Source organism: Achromobacter dolens (genome assembly GCF_902859745.1).
Classification (GTDB): Bacteria; Pseudomonadota; Gammaproteobacteria; order Burkholderiales; family Burkholderiaceae_B; genus Achromobacter; species Achromobacter dolens.
In genome coordinates this window covers 14,271-29,443 of the sequence record NZ_CADIJW010000026.1, presented here as the reverse complement: position 1 = coordinate 29,443, position 15,173 = coordinate 14,271, and the positions used below count along the sequence as shown (strand labels likewise).

Sequence of the window (15,173 nt, the reverse complement as noted above, 5' to 3'; positions counted from 1 at the left end):
CGCCATGACGGACACGTCGATCAAATCCTCCGCGCGCGCGGCTGGCCTGCGCGGCCTGGCGGTCGATCCGCTGGCCGGCTTCGCCCACGAAACCCTGACCGTGCCGCAATGGCAGGACGCCCGCGTCATCGTGCGCGCGCCCAGCGCCGGCGATCACCTGTTCCATATCCGCGCGATCTGGGCGGCCGCGGGCGTGGTGCCGGGCGAGGACAACGAGGTGGTGCGCGCCAAGCTGGACGCGCCGGGCGTGGACTACACCCGCGCCTCGGCCAGCCTGCTGGTGCGCACGCTGTTCGAGCAGACCGAGCAGGGGCCGCGCCGCGTCTTCGACGACGAAGACGTTGACGTCGTGGCCGCGGCCTACGGGCTGGCGCACGCCACGCTGGTGGCCAAGGCGATCGAGCTGGGCAACCTCGGGGAGGGGGCGCAGGAGCGCGCAAAAAAGCCCTCCAGGAAACGCCAGACCTCCGTTTCCTGATGGTCCTGGCACTTCGACTGGGACGCACGCTGGGCGAGTTGATGGACACCATCGACACCCATGAAGTGTCGCTGTGGCGCGAGTGGGACCGCACGTCTCCGTTGGGCGACGACCGGGCCGACGTGCTCACGGCCAGCCTGGCCGCCACGGTGGCGCGCGCGGCGGGGGGCAAGGTGCGCGCCGCCGACATGCTGGTGCGCTGGGGCGCGCAAGACGAGGAACCTCCCGCCGAAGCGGGGGCGGACGCGTTGAAGGCGTTCCTGATGTCGAAGGTCAAGAAGGGGTCTTGACGACGTGTCCGGCCCGCGCAAGCGGGCCGGAGGCGGATCTATGTGAGGTATAGGACCATGGCAAACAACAATAACGCCGCGAATATCGAGGCGGAAAACAGGGCGCTCAGACAGAACACCCTCGAGCTCAATCGCAATGCGGCGGCCCGGCGGGCATGGGAGAGCGCCGTTGCGCGGGCCGCGACCGTGTGCCAGAAAAGCAACGACACCACCGACAAGGGCACCGACGGCAAGAAAAAGTCGACGGACGCGCTGAACAAGCATGCCCAGGCGATCCGGTCCGAGGCGGTCGAGCAGGCGCTGGCGGAAATGAAGAAGGCCGGCGCGATGCTGGGCCGTTCATCCGAAACCGCGAAGATGGAGTACGAAACCGAGGCCGGCCGGTTCGCGGGTGAGAGTCCCAGCGACAAGTACAGCCTGACGACCGCCGCGTGGGATCTCGACAGGCTGCGCGACCAGACGAAGATGCGCGCCTATATCGAGAATCTCGCGGATCCCGATGCGGAATCCAGACGCGAGAGGACTCAGAAGCAATGGGCGCTCGACGACGCGCTGCGAGATGGCACGCTCAGCCAGGACAAGTACGACAAGGAACGGCGCAATCTCGGGCTCGTCGAGAAAGACGGCGACTTCATGGCGAAGGTGAACGACAAGCTGCTCGAATCGGCGCGCAACGGTGCGGGCAAGATCCAGGACATCCTGGGCACCAAGATGTACGACTTCGTCTCCGAGAAATTCGACAAGATGGGGCTGTCGTTCCTGGACAACGTGGCCAAGATGGTGACGTCGGCCGCCTCCGCCCAGCTCATGGAGACGTTGCTGGGCAAGGAATTCATGTCGGGTTCGGGCGGCCTGGGGGGCTGGATTGGCCAGGCGGGCGGCTTCATCGCTGGGTTGTTCGGTTCGGGTGGCGCAAGTACCGCCAGCGCCATCGTGCCATCGGTGGCCCAGGCGTTTCCCGTCCAGTTCGCCAAAGGCGGCGCCTTCACCAACGGTATGACCGCCAGCCCCGTCGCCTTCCCCATGGGCGTCATGGGCGAAGCCGGTCCCGAGGCCATCATGCCGCTGCATCGCGGCGCCGACGGCTCGCTCGGCATCCGTGCCGCCTTCCCGAATATGGGCGGTGACACGGGCCAGACCGCCGGCGGGGTATCCGTCAATGTCTACGTGCAGGACGGCAACGTCAGTTCCTCGAGCGAATCGGGCGAGGGCGGCTGGCAGCAGTTCGGCCAGCAGATCGGCGAATACGTCACCCAGCTTGTGGACCGCCGCATGACGCAATCGTATCGCCAGGGCGGCCTGGCCTGGCAAGCCAACAACAACCGTTTAGCGGGGGCATGATCATGGCAATCGAAACCTTCACCTGGTCGCCGCGCGTCAATCCGCAAGGGCGGACCAAGTTTCGCGTGCTGAGCGCGCAGTTCGGCGATGGCTACCGCCAGACCGCGGCCGACGGCATCAACAACAAAGTGGCCTCGTGGCCGCTGCAGTTCTCCGGCTCGGGAGCGCAGGTCGGGCCGATCGTGGCATTCCTGGACCGGCACCAGGGGTATCGGGCCTTCCAGTGGCAACCGCCGCTGGGCGAGCCGGGCTACTACACCGCGACGGATTACGACCTGACCGCGATGGGCGGCGAGATGTACTCGCTGGCCGTGACCTTCCAACAAGTCTTCAGGCCCTGACACCATGGCAACCCTACAAGCGATCAATGTCGGCAAGACCGACAACGACCAGGCGGGCGATCCGCTGCGCGTGGCCATGCAGAAGGTGAACGCGAACTTCGCCGACGTGCAGTCCGGACTGGCTGGCCTGTGGAATGCGTCGACGCTTGGCGCGACAGTGGACCTGAACACGCTGACCAACCCCGGACGCTATCACCAGGGCGCCAACGCCAACGCGTTGACGGGCAGCAACTATCCGATCGCGAACGCCGGCCTGCTGGAAGTGGCGGCTTCCGCGGACGGGCTGTTCGTATACCAGGAATACACCCAGTACCGGTCGGGCGCCTATTCGCGTCGTTTCTGGCGTTCGTTCTATGGTGGCATCTGGGCCGCCTGGCAGGAGCTGCCGGCGCTGTCGCAGAAAGGGGCCGCCAATGGTCTGGCCACGCTGGATGCGAATGGCAAGGTGCCCGTGGCGCAGATCCCGAGCGCGTTTGCGGCCGTCCTGCCGACGACCGCGCACGATCTGAATGACTACGCCACGCCGGGTTCGTTCTATCAGTCCGCCATCGCCGGGGCCACGGCGGGCGCCAATTATCCGGTGGCCAACGTCGGCTTTCTTGAAGTCACGGCCACCGGCACGCCGGTGGCGCAGGTCTACACCACCCGCACCAATGTCGCGGCCGCCATGCAGCGCTTCTGGCGCGTGCGGGTGTCGGCGACCGCCTGGTCCGCCTGGAAGGAACTGACCGACGTCTCGACCGTGGTGTCCTATGCCGGATCGATGGCGGCCGCGCAGGATCTGAACAGCTATACGCAACGGGGCCTGTGGGCCGTCGCCTCGTCGGCGATCGCGGCCGGGGGCAGCAATTTCCCGGTCGGACAGTCGGGCTACCTGCTGGTCATGTCTGCCTCGCCCCAGGGCGGCGCCAGCGTTACCTCCGGGGTGTGCCAGGTGTATTACGCCGGCAATGGCAACAAGGTATATAACCGTTCGCTGATCACCGGAACCTGGTCGCCCTGGGTGGCCAGCGTCGATTCAGGGCAACTGGCGGCGCCGGGCGGCATTGCCACACTGGACGCTGCCGGCAAGGTGCCGCAGGCGCAGATCCCGGGCGTCAACGCGCGGCCGTTGGGCGCTGCGGATGACTTGGATACCTATGCTACGCCGGGCGACTACAGCCAGAACACCAATGCGGCCGCGGCGGCCGGGGCGAACTATCCCGCGCCGCTGGCCGGCCTGCTGTCGGTGAAATTCGGTACCGGCAGCAACAACGCGGTGTACCAGGAGTACACCACCTATACGCTGGCCAATCCGCGCAAGTTCATCCGCAACCGTTTCCAGAGCGCGGGCGTCGCCACCTGGGGGCCGTGGTTCGAACAGGCCCGCGCCGATCAGGCGATGACGCATGTCTACCTGACCGCCGCGACGGACGCCAACACGCTGGTCTCGGACAACACGTTCTACACCTGGGGAGCGGCGACGCCCATGTCGGCCGGATCGAACTGGCCGCCCAGCGCCGCCGTCAATGCCGGCTACATGAATGTCTATTGGTTGTCGGCGGGGATCGTTTGCCAGGAAGTGTCGGTGCTCTTCACCGGCCAGAAGCCGCGCCGCTATGTGCGCCACGGCAACACCACCAACGGCGGCTGGCAACCGTGGCGCGCCGTGGGTAGCTGGAGCAATGCGCTGCAGATGCCGACCGCGGATTGTGGCGACATCTACGTCGACGGCGCGGGCTGGCACCGCTGGAATGGAACGGCCTACGCGAAATACGATCCGAGCGTGGCGCAGGACCTGGTGTTTGATTCCGCCGCCTGGAAAGTCCGCGGCGCGATGGGCTTTGGTCCCAATGCGGGCGGGGTTTTCCAGAGCCTGTCGGGCACGGGCAACCTGAATGTCGCACCCGGCACCGCCGCCGCGGGCAGCCGCGTGAACGTGTGGCAGGACAGCGGCGCCAACGCCAGCGTGCTGTCCTTGCAATGCTTTCCGTCGGGCTCGTACATCACCTGCGGCAGAACCGGGACGGGCGCCTACCAGCCGCTGATATTCGAAGTCATCGGCTATGACTGCGGACGCATCAACACCGCCGCCACCTGGGTCCTGGGCGCGGAATACAGCCGCAATTACCTGGTGCGGCAGGCCATCAACTTCGAAGGCGGCGGCAGCCGCTTCGGCACGCTGTATAGCCCGCAGGCGGACAACACGTCGCCCATCGTATTCACCAACGCCGCAGGCGGGCTGGTGGGCACCATCCAGACCTCGCCGGCGGCAACCTCGTACAACACCACGTCGGACTACCGCGTGAAGTACGACATCGAGGATATGGACGGCGCCTGGGCCTTGCGGTCCGTGCTGCGCATGCGACCACGCACGTTCCGGATGGTGATGGACGACAGCGCGCAGGATGGCTTCATCGCGCATGAACTGCAGGAAGTGGCGCCGCTGGCCGTGTCGGGCGAAAAGGACGCGGTCATGACCGATGTCCACGGCGCCGCGCCACGCATGAAGCTGCAAGGCGTCGACAGCTCCAAGCTGGTCGCGCGCATGGTCTGCGCCATGCAGGAAATGCACCGGCGTATCGAGGAACTGACCAGGCAGGTCGAGCGCCTGCGTGGCGGGGACGGCGAGTCCGGACAACCGCCACGGCAGGCTGAAGAGGAATAGCAATGGGTATTTATTCAGACGTTCAAAAGCTGGAAGTCGGCGCATTGGTCGAGCTGTTCGAGCTGGATGCGACGGCCATCGGCGGCCAGGTCCTGCGTTTCCATGGCTACACGCAAGTGGGACCCATCTGGTGGCAGGGGCAGCAGTACGATCCGTGGGCCATCCGCGCCGAAGGGTTCGAACTGGTGGGAGAGGGCCAGCAGCCCTCGCCGACGCTGTCCGTGGGCAACATTGGGCAGGACGACAAGGGTAAGCCGGTGGTGGGCGTGATCTCGGCGCTTTGCGTCCACCTGGACGACCTGGTGGGCGCGCGCGTGGTGGTGCGTCGCACGCTCGGGAAGTATCTGGATGCGGTCAATTTCCCGCAGGGCAATCCCACCGCCGATCCGCAGGAAGAGTTGCCGCAGGAAGTCTGGCTGGTGCAGCAAAAGACCGCCGAAACCGCCGAGGTGGTCGAATTCTCGCTGTCCAGCGCGCTGGATTTCAACGGCCAGAAGCTTCCCGACCGGCCGATCATCGCCGGCGTGTGCTCGTGGCTGCGCAAGGGCGGTTATCGCGGTCCCTACTGCGGTTACACCGGCAGCCGCATGTTCGACCTGGATGGCAAGCCGGTCAGCGATCCGACGCTGGACCGCTGTTCGGGCCTGATGTCCGACTGCAAGAAGCGCTTCGGCGAATACGAAGTCATCAACTTCGGCGGCTTTCCGTCCGCCGACCTGGTCAGGGGATAGCCATGCTCAAACGCACGATGCAGGCCATCCGCGCCCATGGCGTGGCGACGTATCCGCAGGAATGCTGCGGGCTGGTGGTCAAGGCGGGCCGACGCGAATGGTATGTGCCGTGCCGCAATACCGCCGCCAGCGAAGAGCACTTCGTCATGTCGGCGCAGGACTACGCGGCGGCCGAGGAAAGCGGCCGGATCACGGCCGTGGTGCACTCGCACCCGGATGCGGCGGCGCTGCCCAGCGAAGCCGACCGGGTGGCCTGCGAGGCCTCCGGCCTGCCCTGGTACATCGTTGCCGTGGCCAAGGATCTGGACGGCAAGGTCAAGGCCGGCGAGATCCGCGGCTTCACGCCGGAGGGCTTCCAGGCGCCGCTGCTGGGGCGCCAGTTCGCCCACGGCGTGCTCGATTGCTATTCGCTGGTGCGCGACTGGTATGCGCGCGAACGCGGCATCACCCTGCCGGACTTCCCGCGCGAGGATGGCTGGTGGGAACCTGGCCGCGCCGGCGATCTGTACATGGATCACTACGCCGAGGCGGGCTTTCGCCCGCTGCAGCCGCATGAAGCGCTGGCGCCGGGCGACGTGGTGGTGATGCAGGTGCGTTCGGACCGCGCCAACCATGCCGGCGTCTTCCTCGGCGCGCAGCCGTTGAGCGAAGCGCCGGACCTGTTTCCGCTGCCCGACGCGATGCTGCATCACCTGTATGGGCGCGACTCCGAGCGAGTCGTGTACGGTGGATTCTGGCGTGAAGCCACCCGGGTGGTGCTGCGCCATGGAGAAAAGACATGAACGACAGGACACGAGTGGTGCGACTCTACGGCTGGCTGGGCGCGCGCTTCGGCCGCGAGCACCGTCTGGTCGTGGCCAGTCCGGCCGAGGCGGTGCGGGCGCTGTGCGCGCTGTTGCCGGGCTTCGAACGCGCGCTCGCGAACAGCGAGCAACGGGGCGTGCGCTTTGCCTGCTTTGCCGGCCGCCGCAATCTGTCGGAAGACGAATTGGGGCATCCAGTGGGCGCGGATGCCATCCGCATCGCGCCGGTGCTGGCGGGCGCCAAGAACGGCGGCCTGTTCCAGACGGTGCTGGGGGCGGCGTTGATCGCCGCGGCGGCGTTCTACAGCGGCGGCCTGACGGCGGCGTTCACGGCGGGGGGCATGATTCAGGCCACGGCCACGCTGGGCCTGTCGATGATGCTGGGCGGCGTCGCGCAACTGCTGTCGCCGCAGCAGCGGCTGCTCAGCGCCAGGGATCGGCCGGAGAACGGCGCCTCCTACAACTTCAACGGACCCGTCAACACGACGGCACAGGGCAATCCCGTGCCGCTGTTGTACGGGGAAATGTTCGTCGGCAGCGCCACGATCTCCGCAGGCATCTATTCGGAAGACCAGGTATGAAACAACGACATCGCATCAGGAACAGGGCGCCCGCGGGCGCCTTTTCTTTTGGCGGCAAGCCGCTGGCCGAGGGCCGGGGCCTTGTCGGCCACAAGGGCAAGGGCGGCGGCGGCGGCCGCACGCCGGTGGAATCGCCCGACAGCCTGCACAGCACCGCCTACGCGCGCGTCATCGACCTGCTGGGCGAAGGCGAGATCTACGGCCCCGTGCACGGCATGGACAACGCGCTGCGCGATGTCTACCTGAACGGCACGCCCGTGGCCAACGAGGACGGCTCGCTGAACTTCACCGGCGCGTCGATCGACTTTCGCACCGGCACGCAGTTGCAGGAGCCGCTGCCCGGCTTTCCCGCGTCGGAAAACACCATCGGCATCAACGCCGAGCTCAAGTCGAGCCAGCCGTGGACGCGTCTGTTCACCAACCTGCAGGCCTCGGCCGTGCGCGTCACGCTGGCGGTCGAAGGCCTGAGCCGCGCGGATACCAAGAACGGCGACATCAACGGCTACCGCGTCGAATACGTGATCGAGCTGAACACCGACGGCGCCGGCTACCAGACGGTGCTGTCGACCGCGTTCGACGGCAAGACCACCCAGCGCTATACGCGCTCGCATCGCATCGAGCTGCCGCGCGCGCGCCAGGGCTGGACCGTGCGCGTGCGCCGCGTGACGCCCAACGCCAACAGCAACACCATCTCGGACCGCACCGTGGTGGACACGGTCACCGAGATCGTCGACGCCAAGCTGCGCTATCCGATGTCGGCGCTGGTGGGCATCAAGATCGACGCGTCGCAGTTCCAGAGCATTCCCACCCGCGCGTATCACGTGCGCGGCCGCATCATCCGGGTGCCGTCCAACTATCACCCGGACCTGCGCCGCTATGACGGCGTGTGGGACGGCACCTTCAAGCTGGCCTGGACCAACAATCCGGCGTGGGTGTTCTACGACCTCATCAGCAACGACCGCTACGGCCTGGGCACGCGCGTGCCGGCGGGCTGGCTCGACAAGTGGGGCCTGTACCAGATAGGCCGCTACTGCGACGAGATGGTCGATGACGGCTTCGGCGGCAAGGAGCCGCGCTTTACCTGCAACGTCTACCTGCAACAAGCGGCCGATGCCTACCGGGTAGTGCAGGACTTCGCCTCGATCTTTCGCGGCATGGCCTATTGGGCCAACGCCGCCGTGTTCGCCTCGGCCGACATGCCGGGCGATCCGGTCTACACCTTCTCGTCGGCCAACGTGGTCGATGGGCGCTTCAACTACGTCGGCTCGGCGCTGACCACGCGCTATACGGTGGCGCTGGTGTCCTGGAACGACATGTCCGAGATGGGCCGCCAGAAGGTCGAGTATGTCGAGAACCGCGAGGGCATTGCGCGTTACGGCATTCAGCAGGTGGAAGTGACCGGGTTCGGCTGCACCTCGCGCGGCCAGGCGCACCGGATCGGCAAGTGGATGCTGCTGACCTCCAACCTGGAGACGCGCTCGGTCACGTTCTCGGTGGGCCTGGACGCCTGCCGTGTGCGGCCGGGCAGCGTCATTCGCGTGGCCGACCAGCATCTGGCGGGCCGCCGCATCGGCGGCCGCATCCGCGAAGGCTCGGCGACGCAGGTCACGGTTGACGCCGAACTCGGCGTGCGGCCGGGCGACCGCCTGACCGTCAACCTGCCCAACGGCCTGTCGGAGACCCGCGTGGTGGCGACCGCGGTGGGCACCGGCCTGACCGTGGACAACACCGTCTTCACGGTGGACTCGACCGAGCTGACCGCCGACCTGGTCGGCCTGCCCGGCACGGTGCTGCACATCACGGTCACCACGCCGTTCTCGCAGGCGCCGCAGGCCGAGTGCGTGTGGACGCTGGAGTCCGAGGCCCTGTCGGCGCAGACGTTCCGCGTGTTGAGCGTCAAGCGCAAGGAAGGCCTGGTGGCCGAGATCGCCGCCGTGCAGCACGAACCCGGCAAGTTCGACAACGTCGATTTCGGCACGCGACTCGATCCCAAGCCGATCACCGTCGTGCCGCCGTCGGTGCAACCGGCCCCTGTGAACATCCGCCTGGCCTCGCGCTCGGTGATCGACCAGGGCCTGGCGCGGCACGTCGGCGTCATTAGCTGGGACGCGGCGCCGTCGGCCGTGGCGTACCAGGTGCAGTGGCGGCGCGACAATTCCGACTGGGTCGAAGCGGGCCGCACCGGCGCGCTGACGCTGGAATTGCCGGATATCCGCGCCGGCGCCTACGTGGTGCGGGTGCGGGCGATCAACGTGTCGGACATCTCGTCGGTGTGGGTCAACTCCACCGAGACAATGCTGCAAGGCGACATCGCGCCGCCGCCGGCGTTGGCGCTGCTGGCCGCCAAACCGCTGGTATTCGGCATCGACCTGAGCTGGGCCTTTCCGGAAGGGCGTTTCACCGCCCAGCGCACCGAGATCTGGTACAGCGCGTCCGACGACCGCGCCAGCGCCGTCAAGCTGGGCGACTTCGCCTTCCCGCAAAGCGCCCATACCCTGATGGGGCTGGCGGCCGGCAAGCGCTTCTACTTCTGGGGCCGAATCGTTGCCCTGAACGGCGAGATCGGCGCCTGGTATCCGGGCGACCAGGGCGTGATGGGCGAGTCCAGTTGGGAAGCCAGCGAGATCCTGGAATACCTGAACGGCAAGATCAGCCGCGACGAACTGGCCCAGGAGCTGACCGGCACCATCGATGGCCTGACCACCGGCCTGGACGAGACCCGCGCAGCGATCACGGCGGAGGAGACCAAGCGGGCCGATGCCGATGGGGCGTTGTCCTCGCGCGTCGACACGGTGATGGCGACCGCCAACGGCGCGGCCGCGGGTGTCGAGGAGACGCGCAATGCGCTGGTGGACGTGGATGGCAAGCTCAAGGCCACCTGGAGCATCAAAGCCCAGGTTGCGAAGGACGGCAAGATCTACGCTGCCGGCATGTCGGCAGGCGCCTATTCCCAGCCCGACGGGAGCATGCAGACAGCGGTGTATTTCCTCGCGGATCGGTTGGCGCTGTTGAACCAGGCGAATGGCGCGACGACCACGCCATTCGTGATCGAGAACGGGCAGACATTCATCAACGAGGCTTTGATCGGCACCGCGAAGATCACGAACGCAATGATCCAGAGCCTGGACGCCGGGAAGATCAAGACGGGTTTGATGATCGCGGATCGCATCGAAAGCGCCTCCTTGTTCGCGAAGCTGGCGAATTTCGACTCCGCCTACATAAAGACCGCACACATCGGTGTGGCACAGGTCGATACGTTGCGGATTGCCAGCGGCGCGGTGGTGATCAATAACTCGGTTTCGTTCAACCTGGAGTGGGGCAGGACGTCGGATATCAATACTGCGTCGGTGGCCATCAACCTGAACGTTCCCGCCCGTCTCATGCTGGTGCAGAACTACGATTTCAATGGCGGAAGCTGGGGCGGATCTGCCCCCCCAGATCCGACGCTGACAACGAATTTTGGCGTCGGTAACTTCAACGGCGTTTACCTGAGTGAGGTCCTGAATCCGGGAATCTATTCTATGACTATCACTTTCCCGAGACCGTTCGACGGTCGCGCACGTGCGTCCGGGAGCATGGCACTGATGGGGTTGTTGCGATGAGTATTTATTCTCTTTATGACGTTAATGGTCGCGTTTTCAGCGTACTTTCGTTGCAACAGGACGACCTCTTGGAAACCATGCTCGCGTCGAATGGCGCCGTTGGATGTGTCGAAGGCGCCGCCGATGCGCAAACCCAGTACATCGAGAATGGAAGGGTGATGCCGCGCCCATTGAGTAGGGCCTCCCTGGACGGAAGAACCCTTTCCGGCCTGACGGTCCCCTGCTCGATCATTATCAATGACGGTGAATATCCCTGCGATGAAACGCATGTCGAGTTGGTGTTTGACCAGCCTGGCAGATACCGCGTCACCGTCCGAGCCTGGCCACAAATGGACAAGGAGTTCGAAATTGAAAATCCGCCACTATGAACCCTACGCGCCGCTGCGCGCCCGCACCTATCCCGCCATCGGCGACCAGCTCGACGCCATCATGAAGTTCGCCGCGCACCTGCAGGCGTCGGGCCAGGCGCTGCCCGCCGAGGTGACGCAATGGGTGGCGCAATGCCAGGGCGTCAAGCAACGCTATCCGAAGCCGGTCATCGACGCAGAGGGGGACACGCCATGACTCAACCCCTCACAACCGTCCGCCTCTACGGCCGGCTGGGCGCGGAGTTCGGCCGGCTGCACCGGCTGGCCGTCTCCAGCACCGCCGAGGCGGTACGCGCACTGTGCGTATTGCTGCCCGGCTTCGAGGCCCGCCTGCTCGACAGCGAATCCCGGGGCGTGCGCTACGCCTGCTTCCTCGGCCGCCGCAACCTGGAGGAAAGCGAACTGGCGCGGCCGGCGGGCCGTGAAGACATCCGCATCGCGCCCATGCCCACCGGCGCCAAGCGTGGCGGCCTGATGCAGGTGGTGGTGGGCGTGGCGATGATCGTCGCGTCCTTCATCCCCGGCATCAACGTCGCGTTGTGGGCGGGCGCCAGCACTTCGCTGATGACCATGGGCCTGGCCATGACGCTGGGCGGCGTGGTGCAGTTGCTCACGCCGCAGCAGCGCGCCCTGAGCGTCAAGGACGGGCCCAATAACGGCGCGTCGTACAACTTCAACGGCCCGGTCAACACCACGGCGCAGGGCAATCCCGTGCCGGTGCTGTATGGCGAGATGTTCGTGGGCAGCGCCACCATCTCGGCGGGCATCTACTCCGAAGACCAGGTGTGACGGCGATTCGCGGATACCGGACGGTTGCCCGTCCGGCCCGCCAGCCCTTGGCGGTCTTCTCGACCTAGAATCAGGCATCGGGCGGAGCGAGCCTCCGCGCCAACAGTGGAGCCGCGACGCCGCATGAAACGCAATTTCAACATCCACGACCTGCGCATCTTCTACACCGTGGTCATGACCGGATCCACCCGGCAGGCCGCGCAGGCCATGCACCTCACGCAGCCGGCGGTCAGCCACGCCATCTCGCGGCTCGAACAGTCGACCGGCGTGCAGTTGTTCGACCGCTCCCACAAGACGCTGCGGCCCACCGAGGCCGGCCAGTACCTGTACGGCGAGGCCAAGTTCGTGCTGGATGAATTGGTGCGCATCGACGAGGCGCTGCACAGCATCGAGCAGTTCGGTGGCCGCGGGCTGCGCATTGCCTGTTCGCCCGCGCTGGCGCTTTCCTACGCGCCCGACGCGGTGCGCCGCTACCTTAAAGCCAATGGCACGAGGCCGTTCTCGCTCGATCTGGAGTCATCGGTGCAGGCGATCAGTGCCGTCGACACCATGCGCGCCGATTTCGGGCTGGGGGCGGTGTCGCAGCAGAGCGCGCGGCTGGCGTTCCGGCCCTTCCTGCGCACCGAGGTCATGGCCATCGTGCATCGCGAGCATTGCCTTGCGCGTGGCGATGTCGTGAGGGTCGGCGACATCCGCCCCGATAGCTACGTGCAGCCCTTGTGGTCCGACTACGTCATGCCCCAGGGCGACATCGCCGAGTCGATGCAGTTGCGTTCCGGCATGCGGGCCCATATGTCGCTGCTGGCGGGCACCGTATGCGCGGTGCGCGGTGTCAGCATGGTCAACGCGCTGTCGGCGGCCGACATCGCGACAGCCTACCCGGAATTGGTGGCGCTGCCGTTGGCTTCGCGCCAGTGGTTCGATTTCGTGTTGATCGCGCGCAACGAGGCGGCCAGCCAGGAGCCGAGCGAGCGCCTGGTCGAGGCGCTGCACGCGGCCGCCCGCGAACGGCAACGCGGGGTGTACGAGCAAACGATCCAGTTGCTCGCTTAGGCGCCGGGCGCCGAGCGCCGGTGGCCGCGCGCCCCGGTGCGGCAGGGGAAGACCTTCAGTCCGCGGGCGGTTGCCACGGCAGCGATTGCAGGTCGCCGTCGATGCTGATGGCCTGTCCGCTGACCATCGCGCCGAAGGGACTCGCCAGGAACAGCGCCATGTTGGCGATGTCAGCGGCGCGCACGAACTGCCCCAGGCTGACGCCGGCCAGTTCGAGCCGGGTTTCCTCGGCCACCGTCACGCCCATGTTGCGGGCGCGGGCCGCGATCACGCGGTCGATGCGCGGCCCCGCCACCAGGCCCGGCAGCAGCGCGTTGACGCGGATGCCGTAGCCGCCCAGTTCCACCGCCAGCGAACGGGTCAGGCCGACCACGCCCCACTTGGTGGCGGCGTAGGGCGTGCGCATCGGCACGCCCATGCGGCCGGCGACCGAGCTGATATTGATAATGCTGCCGCCGCCCGCCTCGCGCAGCGCCGGCAGCGCATGCCGCACGGTATGGAACTGCGCGGCCAGGTTGATGTCCAGCGTCGCGTCCAGGTCCTGCGGGGCGATGTCGCCGATGCCGGCGGTCGGCCCGGCGATGCCGGCGTTGTTCACCAGCACGTCGAGTCCGCCCAGGTGCGACAGCGCCTCGCCCATGTAGCGCTCGATCTCATCGCGCCGGCTCACGTCGGCGCGCGAATGGGGATGCGGGCAGGCCGCGAGCGCCTGTTCGTCCACATCGCACACATGCACCCGCGCGCCGCGCGCCGCGAATGCGCTGGCGATGGCCGCGCCGATGCCGGCCGCGCCCGCCGTGACGATGACGCGTTTTCCCGACAGGTCCACGGGCAGGGCGCCGATGTCCGCCGGGACGGGGTTCTTCACAGTCATGCTCGTTCCTCCAGGGATGACCCGCGCGGGATCAGGGTTTCATCAGGCGGCAGGTCGATTCGGCCGGCGAGGTATAGATCTGGTCGCCCGGCGCGCGCGCCACCAGTTTGTAGTAATCCCAAGGCCCCTTCGATTCCGCGGGCGCTTTCACCTGCATCAGGAACATGTCGTGCACCATCAGGCCGTCGGCGCGGATCCTGCCGTCTTTCACGAAGAAGTCGTTCACCGGATTGGCCTTCAGCCACTTCATCACCGTGTCGCCATCGGTGCTGCCGGTGGCGGCCACGGCCTTCAGGTAGGTGGTGGTGGCCGAGTAGTCGCCGGCCTGCAGCATCGACGGCTTCTTCTTCATCTTCTCCTCGAAGCGCGCCGCCCACTGGCGCGACGCGTCGTCCTGGTCCCAATACCACGCCGTGGTCAGGTACATGCCCTGCGCCGCCGGCAGGCCGAGCGCGTGGATGTCGGTGATCAGCACCAGCAGGCCGGCGATCTTCATCTTCGGCGTCAACCCGAATTCGGCGGCCGCCTTGACCGCGTTGCTGGTGTCGCTGGCGGAGTTGGCCAGCCCCAGCACCGAGGCGCCCGACGCCTGCGCCTGCAGGATGAAGGACGAGAAGTCCGCCGTGTTCAGCGGATGGCGCACGCGCCCCTTGACTGTTCCGCCCTCGGCCTGCACCACGGTCGAGGCATCGCGTTCGAGCGCCTGGCCGAAAGCGTGGTCCACCGTCAGGAAGAACCAGTCCTTGTTGCCCTCCTTGAGCATCGCCCGCGCCGTGCCGCGCGCCAGCGACACGGTGTCGTAGACATAGTGCACGGTGTAGGGCGTGCATTGCGAATTGGTCAGCTCCGAGGCGCCCGCGCTCACCACGAAGAACGGCGTCTTCTTCTCTTCGGCCACCTTGGCCATGGCCAGCGCGGCAGCCGAGTTGGCGCCGGCGATCAGCATGTTCACGCCTTTCTGGTCGAGCCATTCGCGGGCCCGCGAGGAGGCGATGTCGGCGCGGTTCTGGTGGTCGGCCACCAGCACCTCGACCTTCTTGCCCGCCACCACGCCGCCCAGGTCCGCCACTGCCATCTTGATGGCCTCGGCGCCGCCGGGACCATCGGCGTCCGCCGACAGGCCCGACATGTCGGTGATGAAGCCGATGCGGATCACGCCCTCATCGGCCCGGGCCGCGCCCGTCCATCCCAGCACGGCGGCCAGCGCGGCCGCGCACAGTGTCTTTTTCATGTGTGTCTCCTCGATCCCGCGGATCTCGTTGTGGTGGATGGCCT

Annotated in this window: 15 protein-coding genes; 13 read left to right on the top strand and 2 right to left on the bottom strand. The window is 66.8% G+C overall.

Features of this window, described 5'->3' with window-relative positions; all coding sequences use genetic code 11:
• The first annotated feature begins 4 nt into the window (after positions 1–4).
• The 13 genes from HV783_RS17975 to HV783_RS17915 all read left to right on the top strand — a co-directional run bounded on the left by HV783_RS17975 (position 5) and on the right by HV783_RS17915 (position 13,024).
• Positions 5–478 carry a phage tail assembly chaperone gene (locus HV783_RS17975; RefSeq protein ID WP_054500535.1) on the top strand — a complete coding sequence of 158 codons (474 nt, stop codon included), beginning with the start codon at positions 5–7 and terminating at the stop codon, positions 476–478.
• Complete coding sequence (locus HV783_RS17970; RefSeq protein ID WP_064525023.1) at positions 478–768, top strand: phage tail assembly protein T; 291 nt, start codon at positions 478–480, stop codon at positions 766–768. Before HV783_RS17975 ends, HV783_RS17970 begins: the two co-directional genes overlap by 1 nt.
• Before the next feature lie 57 nt (positions 769–825).
• On the top strand, positions 826–2,109 hold the full coding sequence (locus HV783_RS17965; protein ID WP_175189603.1) for a phage tail tape measure protein: 1,284 nt from the start codon (positions 826–828) through the stop codon (positions 2,107–2,109).
• A gap of 2 nt (positions 2,110–2,111) precedes the next feature.
• On the top strand, positions 2,112–2,450 hold the full coding sequence (locus HV783_RS17960; protein ID WP_054501195.1) for a phage tail protein: 339 nt from the start codon (positions 2,112–2,114) through the stop codon (positions 2,448–2,450).
• A 4-nt stretch (positions 2,451–2,454) separates the two neighbouring features.
• Positions 2,455–5,097: a pyocin knob domain-containing S74 family peptidase gene (locus tag HV783_RS17955; protein ID WP_175189602.1), complete on the top strand. Its 2,643-nt coding sequence runs from the start codon at positions 2,455–2,457 to the stop codon at positions 5,095–5,097.
• Positions 5,098–5,099: 2 nt separating this feature from the next.
• A complete protein-coding gene (locus HV783_RS17950) occupies positions 5,100–5,828 on the top strand; it encodes a phage minor tail protein L (protein WP_054500539.1) in 729 nt (242 codons plus the stop codon).
• 2 nt (positions 5,829–5,830) lie between these two features.
• A complete protein-coding gene (locus HV783_RS17945; protein WP_064525016.1) occupies positions 5,831–6,610 on the top strand; it encodes a C40 family peptidase in 780 nt (259 codons plus the stop codon).
• Entirely contained in the window at positions 6,607–7,212 is a 606-nt protein-coding gene (locus HV783_RS17940) for a tail assembly protein (RefSeq protein ID WP_175189601.1), read from the top strand. The genes HV783_RS17945 and HV783_RS17940 overlap by 4 nt, the downstream gene beginning before the upstream one ends.
• The gene (locus tag HV783_RS17935) at positions 7,209–10,814 is read left to right on the top strand and encodes a TipJ family phage tail tip protein (protein ID WP_254603939.1); all 3,606 of its coding nucleotides are present in this window, start codon (positions 7,209–7,211) and stop codon (positions 10,812–10,814) included. Before HV783_RS17940 ends, HV783_RS17935 begins: the two co-directional genes overlap by 4 nt.
• Entirely contained in the window at positions 10,811–11,182 is a 372-nt protein-coding gene (locus HV783_RS17930; protein WP_175189600.1) for a hypothetical protein, read from the top strand. The genes HV783_RS17935 and HV783_RS17930 overlap by 4 nt, the downstream gene beginning before the upstream one ends.
• Positions 11,163–11,378 carry a hypothetical protein gene (locus tag HV783_RS17925; RefSeq protein WP_175189599.1) on the top strand — a complete coding sequence of 72 codons (216 nt, stop codon included), beginning with the start codon at positions 11,163–11,165 and terminating at the stop codon, positions 11,376–11,378. The genes HV783_RS17930 and HV783_RS17925 overlap by 20 nt, the downstream gene beginning before the upstream one ends.
• Complete coding sequence (locus HV783_RS17920; protein WP_054500543.1) at positions 11,375–11,971, top strand: tail assembly protein; 597 nt, start codon at positions 11,375–11,377, stop codon at positions 11,969–11,971. Before HV783_RS17925 ends, HV783_RS17920 begins: the two co-directional genes overlap by 4 nt.
• 123 nt (positions 11,972–12,094) lie before the next feature.
• Positions 12,095–13,024 (top strand): LysR family transcriptional regulator, encoded by a 930-nt coding sequence (locus HV783_RS17915; RefSeq protein ID WP_054500544.1) that lies wholly within the window; start codon positions 12,095–12,097, stop codon positions 13,022–13,024.
• A gap of 55 nt (positions 13,025–13,079) precedes the next feature.
• Here the strand turns inward: HV783_RS17915 and HV783_RS17910 are convergent, their stop codons facing one another.
• Entirely contained in the window at positions 13,080–13,898 is an 819-nt protein-coding gene (locus HV783_RS17910; RefSeq protein WP_175189598.1) for an SDR family oxidoreductase, read from the bottom strand.
• 31 nt (positions 13,899–13,929) lie between these two features.
• Positions 13,930–15,129: an ABC transporter substrate-binding protein gene (locus tag HV783_RS17905; protein ID WP_063587942.1), complete on the bottom strand. Its 1,200-nt coding sequence runs from the start codon at positions 15,127–15,129 to the stop codon at positions 13,930–13,932.
• Between the last annotated feature and the right edge of the window lie 44 nt (positions 15,130–15,173).